Origin of the sequence: Porphyromonas catoniae ATCC 51270 (assembly GCF_000565015.1) — a bacterium.
Classification (GTDB): Bacteria; Bacteroidota; Bacteroidia; order Bacteroidales; family Porphyromonadaceae; genus Porphyromonas; species Porphyromonas catoniae.
This window is the reverse complement of the sequence record NZ_JDFF01000018.1, coordinates 56735-69415: the sequence shown is the minus strand read 5'-3', so window position 1 is coordinate 69415 and position 12681 is coordinate 56735. Positions and strand designations below refer to the sequence as shown.

Genomic DNA, 12681 nt, shown 5'->3' with positions numbered 1-12681 from the left:
AGTTACTATAAGTCGCTGTAACGAGTTGCCATAACTCTTTATAGCGAGTTACCATAACTCTTTGAAACGACTTACCACAACTCGCCGAAGCGAGTTGTGGTAAGTCGTTTTTCCTTCCTTTTGTCATTTTGTATCTTGTTTGTTATCAGTTTGTTGTGTTTGTATTTGGGAGTGCTGTCCTGTGGCCTTTTATTCTGCTGGTTGGAGATCAGTGGCTGAGGATCGTTTTGGGTTGCTTCTGCTGCCACATTGGGTCGGTGAAAATGCTCTGTCATGCATCGCTTTACTAGATTGGTATGCTAATCTAGTGAAGTAGATGCGCCGTGTTTTTTCTTTGTTTTTTATTTTGCAGGGGTCTAACCCTGAGCTACAGTTATGCAGGGGTGAAGGGTGTTTGAAGGGGGGAGTGTTTTTCCTGCCCTCATCTAGGATTGTTCGTTTCTCAATCTTGTTTTATAGACTTATATTTGTATTATAAGGTGGACAAAAGACATTGTTAAGGTTATTTTTAAGGAAATTTATTTTGTTTCTCTTGTTTCTTGTTTGAAAAACTATTGCTAACTTTCGCCCAAGATTAAGGGGAAATCCCTTGTGAGGAATAAGTAAAAGTTATAATGTATCATAAAACAAGACATGACGAGATGATTACCCGCTCCTAGCCCTCATACCAGCACACGAGGGGGCGGCCGCCCATCGTGATAGTACCTAAAGAGGACAGGGGTATATGCATAACCACAAACGCATGACCCAGGCCAGTCTACATAAGCTATATCAGGAAAAGTAAGGTCGTACGCAGGAGGTATATACCTCTCCTGCATCTGATCACGCCCTCGATGGCAGATTTAGCCTCAGGCAGATCACGCTCACACACACCACGACTCTGGAGGAAATACCATACCCCTCTCAGGGTGAACACTGAAATAGAATCAAACTTATGAGACAGAAAATGAAATACGCGATTGGGCTATTGGCTCTCTTACTATTTATTCCAGCCTGTAAGCAGAATAACGATATAGAGGAGCCAACGCTAGAGCTTTCGACGAGCTCGCTGACCTTCGCAAAGAATGCATCTGAACAGACCGTATCAGTGCAGACAAATAAGGATAGCTGGAACGCTTTCTCTTCCCAAGAAGGGTGGGTTACCCTCACTCAGGTTGGGACGAGCCTTCAGGTTAAGGTCAAGGCTAATGACCTCGGGGTAGAACGTACAGCGTCCGTGATCGTGAACGCTGGTGGCTTACAGCGCCGTATCGCCGTCAAGCAGAGTGCTGCTGATGTAATCATAGACCTCGATAAGGAAGCGGTGACGCTACCTGTCGCAGGCGGAACGGAGAAAATAGGCTTCTATAGCAATACGGAGCAGGTGAAGGTGGAGCTTGCCTCCGCCGTAGACTGGCTCACGCTGGATAAGGTGACGAAGAATAGCTTCACCATCACAGCTAAGGCTAACGATGGAACGGCTAAACGCTCAGTGAAAGTTATCCTCACTGCAGGTACTGTAACCAAAGAAGTCGAAGTTACCCAGGAAGCAACGAGCCTCTACGTACTTCCCCTTCTGAAGCTCCCTGCAGACCTCTCCAGTGTTTGTACTTATGAAGTAGGCCGTGGTCATACATTGGTCAAGATCCCTGATGGTCTTTTTAACAAGACCTTCTATCGCTTCTTGACAAAAAGTGCTGCGATGCCCTTTATCCAGTATTCCTTCGCATCAGAGACCGCAAAGGGCTATACCTCTGCAGCTACTGTTTGCCTTGATGTGAGTTTAGTTAAGGATAACGCAAACTTTGATGCCTTCCTCAAGGAAAATGGTCTTGATAAAAAGACTAAGAGTCAGGATGAGAAGGTGATTACCTATACGGGTACCGAGGTGCTCTTCTCTCTAAAGGTTGCCATTGAAGCCAATGGAGCAGTAATTACAGCTGAGTACACACCAAAGGGACAGGACAAGGATTACGCTACCTTCAAGGCTCTACCTATGACGGATCAGGTACAGTACATGGGTGATCGGGATCTTAAGCTACCTGGTAAGAAGCAAGAAGAAATGCGGAAGATAGAGGAAGAAACGTGGGGTGCAGAGCGAGATCCCTCTGTCACTCAGAATAACTACGACCGCTTCATCGCCAAGGGGAAGGTGTTTGACAACGAAAGCCATCGAGGCTACTTCTACGTTGTCCCTAGCGCAAAGATTCCTAAGGATGATGAATATATCGGCGTCGTAGAGGCTTGCCAAGCTATCTATCCGAATACAACCCTAGCCTTCTGGTCTGATGCAATGGGACGCTACTATCTGACTAAGGAAGTTAAGGCGCTCTTTACTGATGCCCAGTTCCGCTACTTTGGTCAGCAAGAAGGGGTAGATGTCTTCCTGAACAAGGCAAAGAACCAAGCTTATTTCCTCCGTGTCGCTACCTTCCAGGGTAAGCCTGCTATTGAAATACAGTGCATCTATCAGGATCTAAGTAAGATTAAGGATTCTTATAGTCAGAGCGGAGAACTCTCTGTTAAGCTCCTTTCTGATTACAAGGCCTTCCTCAAGGCTAAGGCTGGAGAAGCTGCGACGGTACGTAGTCTTGTGCAGCAAGTCGTTCGTAGGCAGGTTCGCTCACTCAAGTAGCTAGTACCAATAATCTTTCCTTGAGAGAGGGCTAGGAGTAGCCCTCTCCCAATCCAATCAAGTGAATCCAAAACCCTATTCTTGTTTGGGAGAGAAGGCTTACTAAGCCTCTCTCCCATGCAAGAGGGGTGAATGGTAATAATATTCTAGAGACAGTAGAATGCCCTAACCGCTCTGTACCCTTTAGTATGGTCTTTGGTGGGATAGTAAGACTACCTTCTCTACATGCAGCTCCTTGGTAAGCACCCTGTTTGTGAAAGAATGAATTTCTTTCGTCACCCAAGAGGAAAAGAAGCATACGCGAGGGGAGCAAATGAACGAATATGCAATCAACCTGATTAGATTACGACAATGAAAAGGACTATACTAACCCTGTCGCTTCTGTCGCTCTGTGCCCTCTCTTCATGTAAGAAGGATTTCGATGAAGCACAACCTCGAGGTGGCGAGCTTCGCTCCGAAGTGGCGGAGACCTCTTCGTCTGCTAGAGAGCTACTCCCTACCGAGGGGGCAGAGCTTGGTGTCTTGTACATCCGCTTACAGAAAGGCTCAGAGAAAAGCCTTCGTGCTCTAACCTTTGAGCCCAAGGAAATCGAACTAAAAGCCCTCTCTTCACCTCTAGCTACGTCACTCCGTAGCCTTGGTGCAAGTGGTATGGAACCATTGTTCCCCATCGATCCTCGCTATGAGGAACGGATGCGTCAAGAGGGGCTTGATCGTTGGTTTATCGTGCGCTTTAATGAGCGGCATGACCTAAGAGCTGCAATGCAGACCCTCCTCGATAATAAAGAAGTTGACTACGCTGAGCCTGTATATCCCATAGCTTATCCTAATGCTAAGCCTGTGGGGATATCCTCGCTTCCCGAGACGTCGATGTCTCAATCGAGAGGATCCTCATTTAATGACCCAAGGCTGAAGGATCAGTGGCACTACAACAATACTGGGTCGATCAGAGGTAGTGTCCCCGGTGCCGATATTAGTCTCTTCAAAGCATGGGAGACCGAAGTGGGCAAGTCAAACGTTATCGTTGCTGTTAATGATGGTGGTATTGATGTCGAGCATCCAGACCTCGTCGATAACCTCTATGTCAACCTAGCAGAGAAGAATGGAGTGAAGGATAAAGATGATGATAACAACGGCTTCGTTGATGATATCAATGGCTTCAACTTCATTAAGAATAATGGTACTCTGTACCCTGATGATGCTTCACATGGCACACACGTAGCAGGTACAGTCGCCGCCCGTAATAATAACGGCATCGGTGTCTGCGGTGTAGCTGGTGGTGATGGGACAGCAGGTACTGGCGTGAAGCTGATGAGTTGTCAAGTCTTCGGTGTTGGTAAGGAAGGGGCAGATGCAGCACGTGCCTTTGTCTATTCAGCCAATAACGGAGCTGTTATTAGCCAAAACTCTTGGGGGTATCGCTATACGGCAAATATCACTGTTATTCCTCCCTCTATGAAGGAAGCTATTGACTACTTCATCAAATGGGCAGGGTGTGATAAGAATGGCAATCAAAAGGCAGATGCTCCAATGAAGGGAGGGATTGTCATCTTCGCTGCAGGGAATGATGGTCGTGACTACAAATCATACCCAGGCGCCTATGAGGCTGTCGTTGCTGTGTCCTCGATGAACCCGGCCTTCACAAATGCTCCCTACTCCAATCGTGGTGACTGGGTAGATATAATGGCTCCTGGTGGTGATGTAAACTTCGGAGATGCAGGGCAGGTCATTAGTACACTCTCCAAAAAGATTACAAAGGGTGATGAGTATGGAGGTATGCAAGGTACGTCTATGGCTTGTCCACATGTCTCGGGTGTAGCAGCTCTGATTGTCTCACACTTCGGGGGGCAAGGCTTTACTAGTGAGAAATGTAAACAGATCCTACTTGGTTCTCTTAAGAGTAAGAGTATTGATCAGACGATCTCTCGATATGCTGGTCGATTAGGGCGTGGCTACATAGATGCTAGTGCAGCCTTTGCAACGAATAAGGGTAAGGCTCCAGCGAAGATTGCTCCTATCTCCATCGATAAAGTTTCCTTTATCACAGCTGACCTTTCCTTCCAAGCGGTGGCAGACGAAGACGATGGTACACCTGTAGAGTATCGTGCGTATCTCTCGACGAGCGCGATTACAGAAGCGAATCATGCCAACTACCTACTGCGTACGATTAATGGTATGGGGTATGCTCCTGGGCACAAGCTGTTCCTCCCACTAGCAAACCTGAAAGAGAACACGACATATTCGGTCGCAGTCGAAGCGGTGGACCGCTGGGGGCTTAGCTCTGGTCTAACCATCTCCAGCTTCACAACGAAGAAGAATAACCCACCGCTTCTCAAGCTCTCACGTGAAGACAAGATTCGAGTCTCTGCTGTATCGAAGCAATCCTTCTCCGTGGCGTACTCTGATCCAGATGGGCAGACTGTAAGCATTGACATCAGCGGAGAGAAGCGTGGTGTCAGCCATCAGGTGCTAGATGGTAAGATTGAATTTACACTGCGAGCAGTAGCCCCTGCAGGTAACTACAGTATTAAGGTGACAGCTACGGATGAGCTCGGGGCAAAGACCACGCTGGATATCCCCTTCGAAGTCTACACATATAAGGCTCCAGAGTTCACTGCTTCGATGGGTAATCAGATTGTTGGTGCCAGTCAGCAGATTAAGCTCGATGTTGCCTCCATACTGACGTATACCGAGGGAATTAACCTTACTTATTCTGCTAGTGCAGTGGACGGAGCGGTTGCTACGGCATCAATCTCTAAGACGGGAGAACTCGTTATCACAGGTCATAAGCCCGGTACCACTCAGGTACAGGTGGAGGTCTCAGATGGTATTAGTTCCTCTGTACAGACGACCATACCCGTACGTGTCGTGACGAGTACAGCTGATGCAGTCTATTCGGTTTATCCCATCCCTGCTACTACAGTACTAAACCTGGTCATGGATCCATCTCTTGATAGGGTGCAGGTTGAGATTGTTAGTACGCTCGGTACACGGGTATTTGATAAGACCTATACGGTCAAGGGTATTGGCTCAATCAAGGTGCCTGTGAAGACGATTGCTCCAGGGGCTTATGTCCTCAGGGTAAAATCTGCTAAGGGTACATATACGAAGGGGTTTGTCAAACAATAAGTATTCTGAATAGACCATGAACAAGTTATCCATCCTGCTACTTGGGACTCTTTGTAGCGTAGCCTCTCTCTCCGCTCAGACGACGAAGGCTCGCTCACTACCCATCCTCGAGATGGCAGTTGATACACGCTCAGCCGCACTAGGGGGGAATCACTATGGTGAATCCCATACATCGTACCTATACGCTAACCCTACGTCGCTACTCTATAGTGATGAAGGCAATCTCTCTGCCTCTGCGAGCGCACGCTTCTTAGGTAAGATTGAGGGCTTTGATGGATCCCGTAACCTGTTTAATCTCGCTCTAGGGGCTCGACTCGGAGATCATGGGTTCTTCTTGGGTGGACGCTACCTAGGTGGACTCAAGTTCCAAGAGGTTGACCAAGCTGAGCGGGTTAAGAAGACATACGCTATCGAGGACTATACGATTGATGTTGGTTATGCCCTTCGGTTATCATCTTTGTCTGCGTATGTCACGGGGAGCTATATCTCGACAAGCCTCAAGCGGTCAGCCTCTACGTTCGTGGTGGGGGTTGGAGCATTCTACCGAAGTCAGCCTGCTGAAGATCATCTGGGACTTAGCTACACCATTGGAGCAAAGGCTCAGAACCTTGGTGGGAGTTATCGCTATACGAGTAAAGGGTCAGATGCGTACCCTCCAGCTTTCTTTGGTTTAGGTGGTGAGTTGGGCTATGGCATCAGTGCAGAGCATCATCTTGCCCTTGCTCTCGGTGCAGATTACTTCTTTTATCCATCGAACACTCGGTCTACCGCCCTACACGTTGGTGGTGAATATCTATTCCGCCAAGCCTACGCTTTGCGCCTCGGATATTTCTATGACAGTAATGGAGCAAAGCACTTCTCTGCAGGTGCTGGACTGCGTTTCAAGCCCATGAATATCGACCTCGCTTATCTTGCTCCTTCGGCTGAAGGGTTGAAGGCAGCCTTCCAGCTAACCATTGGGGTTAATCTTGGTGTATTCTAGCAAGAAGTATTGGACTTAATCCCCCCTCCTTAGAATTACTTTGAGAAAGAAGTTGGTGCTTCACAAAGGGAGGGAAGGAGCAAAAAGCTCCTCGTCTGTACAATAAGACAATAGAGCTGGTCTAAGAAGTTTTCTGGTAGAATAAACGTAATCACTCGGCTAATCCTTTGGGATTGGTCGAGTGATTTGTTGTATCGTGCCTCATCTCTTCTATCCAATGGTTTGCCCCCTTTATACGAGTAGCTTTATTGCTGAGCCGATTGATGAAGAATGTGAGGAGAAAAGGTTTGGGAGGGAAGACAATGCCTCCTTTGTGTCACTGATTATCCCAAGTCAAACCGTTTACGGATGCCTTCGGAGAGTAGTCGGTATAACTGCTCCAGCTCGGGTGTGTTGTGTAGGAGCTTGAGGTGCCGCTCAATAACCATCTGATCGCGCCTTCGTGCTGGACCCGTCTGTGCCTCTTGGGCAGGGAGGTGGTGGAGCTTCTCAATCATTTCATCTAAGAGTGGGAGGAGAGCCTTAGATGGGAGCTGATGGGCGGAGAGAAGTTCCTCAGCGAGCGTGATGAGATAATTCGAGAAGTTACATGAGAGGACTGCGGCTACATGCAGAGCCATGCGTGCCTCAGAGCTGGCATGATGTACCTCGTTGCTTAGGCTGTGTGCTAAGGTCTCGATCCGAGCCTGTGTGGACTCATTGTTGGCCTCGATATAGAGAGGAATGGAGGAGAAGTCTAATACCTTCCCCTTGCTGAAGGTTTGTAGAGGATAAAGCACCCCTGTACTGCTATGGTATTTCGTCATTGAGCAGAGGTCGGTACTGCCTGATGTGTGTAGCCAAGTGCCTGATGTGTGGTGAGCAAGCTGTGTCCAAAGCTCGGGTAGAGCGTCATCTCGGACGGCGAAGACGTACCAGTCTGCGTCTTGTGGTAGAGAGCTGAGGTCGTTGGTGCTATGAACTCCTTCGCCAAGGGTAGAGGCTAAGTCGCATGCTGTCACGCCACTCGGGCTGTATATATCGGTGACGATATACTCCGTCTCCCCTACATTAAGTAGATGGAGGGCGCGAGCTAAGTGCCAGGCTACGTTGCCTGCACCGAGGAGGACGATTCGCTCTTGTTTCTTCACAGGGATTGGTTTAGCTCTGGGAGGCTTCCTCCTCTAGGGCTGGATAGCGCCCGATATGGATCTGCTCCCACCTCAGTTCCTCCACCGCATGTGGAGCAAGGCTGGAAGCTTTATGCCCAACGGCAACGATACATAGGATCTCAAGCTGATAGGGAATGCCTAATACATTGCGAACGTACTCACTAGCCTCTTGCCCATTGGACGTATTTTGCCCGAAGACATCTGCCCAGCAGGAGCCGAGACCAAGGGCTTCTGCTTGTAGCTGGATATAGCCTGCGGCTAGAGAGGCATCTGCTATCCAACGCTCGCACTCCATCGGAGAGCCAAGGATGACGATGCCGAGTGGCACTTGCCTGAGGAAGTCAGCTCCATCGGGGCGCATGTAGCTTAGCTCTGTCAAGGTTTCTCGGCTCTCAACGAGTATAAACTGTGTGGTATGTGCTCCTCGCGATGAGGGAGCCCGCAGTCCAGCCTCTAGCAGTATCTGGACATCTTCACCGGAGAGGGGGGCGTCGGTAAATTGCCTTATGGATCGGCGACTACAGATGGCAGGAAGTACCTCGTGTGTATGGGAGACTTCACCCTGCTCAATAAGTTCCTGCCCGAGTTCACGGACTTCATTCATCCAGCTGTCCTTATTACTCGCGTCTGTCATATAGCGTTGCTTGTTCTGTCGTTTAGTTCGTTTGCAAAGATACTTAGCTTCTAATTAAATCGCTCTCTGCCTCAGTCTACTTTTATGCTTGAGAAGCCCTGTTGACCTACTATAAGTTGGAGGGGTGTGACGAGTTACCATAAGTCTTAGTAACGAGTTGTGGTAACTCGTTTTAGAGAGTTATGGTAACTCGTCAGAGCGAGTTATGGTAAGTCGCAAAAAGGAGTTATGGTAACTCATGGAGGGGAGGTCAAGGGAATCGTGTTTTATGTTCTTGTAAAGTGTTGATTTTCACTTGTGTATATACCGTTTGTTTGGCTGTTGGGTGGCCTTATACTTTGTGGTGTGTATACTGCCCTTGCTCTCTTGTGTTTTTTATTTGCTATTTGTTCGAAAAGTCAGTAACTTAGCCTGCATAACAAGGGTACCTCATGGGCTGGCATGTAAACACAAAAGAAAGGCGAGGCTTGGAGTTATTACCTCCGCCCCCCGCCTTGGATGTTTTCACAACGGAACGAAATCCTTATTGTGCTTAGCTTCAAATCAGTACCACGAAGGTAGCCAAATAATGATTAACTAACGAAATATAAGAGTACTATGGGAAAGAAAGTACTTGGTCTCGACCTCGGTGTCGGGTCTATCGGGTGGTGCCTAATCACCCTAGACAAAGATGAGAAACCACAGAGTATCCTAGGAATGGGGAGCCGTATCGTGCCCCTCTCTGCGGATGATGCTACAGAATTCACCCAGGGTAAGGCGATCACCAAGAACAAGATGCGCACGGTGGCACGCACCATCCGCAAGGGCATGGATCGCTATCAGCTACGACGAGAAGCTCTAAAGAAGGTGCTCCGTGAGCATGGGATGCTCCCCGATGAAGCTCTGATTAAGCTCCCTCTACTGGAGCTCTGGGAGCTACGGGCTCGAGCTGCTACGCCAGGAGAGCAGCTGAGCCTAACTGAACTAGGACGGGTGCTACTCCACATCAATCAGAAGCGAGGCTACAAGCACGCAAAGGCCGATGAAGCTGCCGAGGCTGAGACCGAGAGCAAGGCCAAGAAGGAAAAGGAGAGCTATGTAGCTCAAGTCAAAGGACGTTACCAGGCCCTAAAAGAGAAGGGGCAGACCATCGGTCAACACTTCGCTGGGGAGCTAAGAGCTAATCAACAAACTGCCCCCAGAGGCACCTACTATACCTACCGCATCAAGAAGCAGGTCTATCCCCGTGAGGCCTACATCGAGGAGTATGACCGCATCATGGCAGCGCAGAGGGTGTTCTATCCCGAGCTCCTTACAGACGCACTGATCGGTAGGATACGAGACCGCATCATCTTCTATCAGCGTCCTCTGAAGTCATGCAAGCAGTTGGTCTCCTTCTGTGAGTTTGAGAAGAAGGAGAAGGTCATACGAGTAAAGCATACCAACAAGGAGGGTGTCGAGGAGCTTGTTGAGAAGACCATAACCATTGGTCCCAAGGTAGCCCCGAAATCTTCCCCAATCTTCCAGGTCTGCAAGGTCTGGGAATCCATTCATAACATCCGCCTTTACCATCCTGATGGCACAGAGCGAGTGCTGGAGCAGGAGGAGAAGCAAAAGCTCTTTGACTACCTCCAGGAGAACGATAAGCTCAGCCTTACTGTGCTTCGCAAGGAGCTTAAAATTAAGCCGAAGGATAAGCTCTGGTGTGATAAGCTGCTAGTGAATGGGATAGCAGGGAATACAACTGCTGCTATCTTGCGCAAGGTGCTGAAAGGATATGAGCAGTATGAGGGTCTACTCAGGTTTAATCTAACGACAAGGGATTCTCACGAAGTCGATGAGGATGGAGTTATTCGTCCAATCATTGATGAGTCTTATCAGAACGAACCTCTCTATAAGCTCTGGCACATCCTTTATTCCATCGAGGATAGGGAAGAGATGCGCAGTGCCTTGATTGGGCAACTAGGCATTAAGGCCGAGGACTTAGATAGTGGGCTGATGGATGCCCTCTATAAAATCGACTTTGTCAAGCAGGGCTATGGAAACAAGTCAGCCAAGTTCATCTGTAAGCTCCTTCCTCACCTCCAGGAGGGTAAGATGTATAGCGAGGCTGCCGAGGCTGCAGGAGTACGACACTCCGATAGTATGACTGCCCAGGAGCGAGATGAGCGTAGCCTGCTAGAGGAAATCCCTCTCCTGCAAAAGAATGCCCTACGTCAGCCTGTGGTCGAGAAGATCCTAAACCAGATGATCAACCTCGTCAATGCGCTCAAGAGGGAACATGGCGAGATTGATGAGGTGCGTGTCGAACTGGCTCGTGAACTAAAGATGAGCCGTGAGGAACGAGAGCAGGTCTTAAGTAACAATCGTAAACGAAAGGGAAAAAACGAGACTATAGCCAAGCGTATAGCAGCGGAAGACATTACTCCTACGAAGGCTCGTATCCAAAAGTATAGTCTGTGGGAGGAGTCTGGAGGGAGGTGTATCTATTGTGGTAATCCTGTGGGTGTTGTGCAATTTCTCAGAGGTGAGGAGATTGAGGTAGAGCATATCATCCCGAGGTCAATCCTCTTCGATGACTCTATGTCGAATAAGGTCTGTGCCTGTCGCTCGTGTAACCAAGAGAAAGGTAATCGCTTTGCAATGGTGTACATCCAGACCAAGGGGTGGGAACAGGACTACATCAGTCGGATAGAAACCCTCTTCAAAGGTAAGAAGATATCCGACTCTAAGCGTCAGCGCCTCTTGATGCTACCTGAGAATCTGCCCGAAGACTTCATTGAGCGTCATCTACGTCTCACTCAGTATATCTCTCGTGAGGCACAGGGCATCCTCCGTAAGGGGATACGACTGGTGAGTGCCTCCGAGGGTGGTGTCACTGCTAAGCTTCGTCAGCTGTGGGGGTATGACAATATCCTGCGAGACCTCAACCTAGAGCGATATAGATCTATGGGTGAGACAGAAGTCGTTACGGTAGAGCATCGGGATGGAGAGCGTACGGATGAGCGTATTAAGGATTGGTCCAAGCGAAAGGATCATCGCCACCATGCTGTTGATGCCCTTATCGTCGCTTGTACTCGGCAGAGCTACATACAGCGACTCAATAGGGTGAATGCAGAGGCTGATCGTCAGGAGATGGATGCGTTCATCAAGGAGCAACAAGAGCAGAAACCCTCCAAGAAAGAGAAACTCTCCCTGTTGGAGCATTGGCTCATTAGACAGCCTCACTTCACGACCGGAGAGGTGACGAAGCACGTTGAAGGTATCCTTGTCTCACTCCGCCCAGGTAAGCGTACCATATCCCGAGGTCGTAATATCTACAAGCGTTCGGGTAAGACCGATGTGCAGAGGGGGGTACTTATCCCACGAGGTGCACTCTCCGAGGAGACTATCTATGGGGTAATCAGTGTCGATGGGGTAGATAAGGTCGTATGCAAATATCCACTCCAGAGCCTGAAGCCAAAGGACGTTGGCTACATTGTAGACGAAGTACTACGCGAAAAGGTCAGAGAGCGTATCTCACAATATGGAGAGAAGCAAGCCTTTGCAGAGCCTCTTTATCTAGATGAGGCAAAGACGCAAGAGGTACGCAGTGTTCGGTGTTTTACGGGTAAGGATCAGTCTAAGCTCGTACCACTTAGATACAATATTGAGGGTGAAGCCGTGGGCTTTGTTGCGCCAGGGAACAATCATCACCTAGCCCTATATAAGGATGATGATGGAAATGTGGTTGAGTCGATTGTTACCTTCTGGCAGGCAGTCGAGCGAGCCCGTTACGGCCTACCTATTGTAGTTGTCAATCCACGAGAGGTGATGGAGAAAGCTCTTGCCATCCCAGAGCTCCCAGAATCGGTTCTTAGGGCTCTCCCAGCCTCTAATCTACGTCTGATGGAGGTGCTACGTATGAATGATATGTTCCTGATCGGGATGAAGGATGGGGAAATCCAAGCTGCGATAGAAGGAGAGGACTATCCTACGCTGAGTCGCCACCTGTATCGGGTACAGAAACTAGCGACACATGACTACGTATTTAGGTATCACTTGGAGACAACACTTGATGGTAAAGATAACGTGGGGGAAATCCCAAAATCTTATAGGGCTCAAAGCTTGAAAGCATATGTGAAGCTTAACCCTCGCAAGGTGAAGATAGACCTCCTAGGGAGAATATCACTTGTCTGAGTCAATAGGCTAG

At 48.8% G+C, this 12681-nt stretch carries 6 protein-coding genes; 4 read left to right on the top strand and 2 right to left on the bottom strand.

Annotated elements, in window-relative coordinates:
* The first annotated feature begins 934 nt into the window (after positions 1–934).
* The 3 genes from HMPREF0636_RS05030 to HMPREF0636_RS05020 all read left to right on the top strand — a co-directional run bounded on the left by HMPREF0636_RS05030 (position 935) and on the right by HMPREF0636_RS05020 (position 6725).
* Entirely contained in the window at positions 935–2614 is a 1680-nt protein-coding gene (locus HMPREF0636_RS05030) for a BACON domain-containing protein (RefSeq protein ID WP_044168928.1), read from the top strand.
* A gap of 351 nt (positions 2615–2965) precedes the next feature.
* A complete protein-coding gene (locus HMPREF0636_RS05025; protein WP_044168926.1) occupies positions 2966–5743 on the top strand; it encodes a S8 family serine peptidase in 2778 nt (925 codons plus the stop codon).
* 16 nt (positions 5744–5759) lie between these two features.
* Positions 5760–6725, top strand: a complete 966-nt coding sequence (locus tag HMPREF0636_RS05020; protein ID WP_044168924.1) for a PorV/PorQ family protein — start codon at positions 5760–5762, stop codon at positions 6723–6725.
* Positions 6726–7048: 323 nt separating this feature from the next.
* On the opposite strand, the gene HMPREF0636_RS05015 is transcribed toward HMPREF0636_RS05020, so the two are convergent.
* Together HMPREF0636_RS05015 and HMPREF0636_RS05010 are read right to left on the bottom strand one after the other, a co-directional pair.
* Positions 7049–7855 carry a Rossmann-like and DUF2520 domain-containing protein gene (locus HMPREF0636_RS05015; RefSeq protein ID WP_052328758.1) on the bottom strand — a complete coding sequence of 269 codons (807 nt, stop codon included), beginning with the start codon at positions 7853–7855 and terminating at the stop codon, positions 7049–7051.
* Positions 7856–7865: 10 nt separating this feature from the next.
* The gene (locus HMPREF0636_RS05010; protein ID WP_081748406.1) at positions 7866–8510 is read right to left on the bottom strand and encodes a nitroreductase family protein; all 645 of its coding nucleotides are present in this window, start codon (positions 8508–8510) and stop codon (positions 7866–7868) included.
* A gap of 597 nt (positions 8511–9107) precedes the next feature.
* On the opposite strand from HMPREF0636_RS05010, the gene cas9 reads away from it, so the two are divergent.
* Positions 9108–12668 (top strand): type II CRISPR RNA-guided endonuclease Cas9, encoded by a 3561-nt coding sequence (gene cas9, locus HMPREF0636_RS08340; RefSeq protein ID WP_081748405.1) that lies wholly within the window; start codon positions 9108–9110, stop codon positions 12666–12668.
* Positions 12669–12681 lie beyond the last annotated feature (13 nt).

What these genes read in the sequence shown, in the direction of transcription:
- HMPREF0636_RS05030 (WP_044168928.1), top strand. Translation starts at nt 935, where the DNA reads ATGAGACAGAAAATGAAATACGCGATTGGGCTATTGGCTCTCTTACTA.
- HMPREF0636_RS05025 (WP_044168926.1), top strand. Translation starts at nt 2,966, where the DNA reads ATGAAAAGGACTATACTAACCCTGTCGCTTCTGTCGCTCTGTGCCCTC.
- HMPREF0636_RS05020 (WP_044168924.1), top strand. Translation starts at nt 5,760, where the DNA reads ATGAACAAGTTATCCATCCTGCTACTTGGGACTCTTTGTAGCGTAGCC.
- HMPREF0636_RS05010 (WP_081748406.1), bottom strand. Translation starts at nt 8,510, where the DNA reads ATGACAGACGCGAGTAATAAGGACAGCTGGATGAATGAAGTCCGTGAA.
- cas9 (WP_081748405.1), top strand. Translation starts at nt 9,108, where the DNA reads ATGGGAAAGAAAGTACTTGGTCTCGACCTCGGTGTCGGGTCTATCGGG.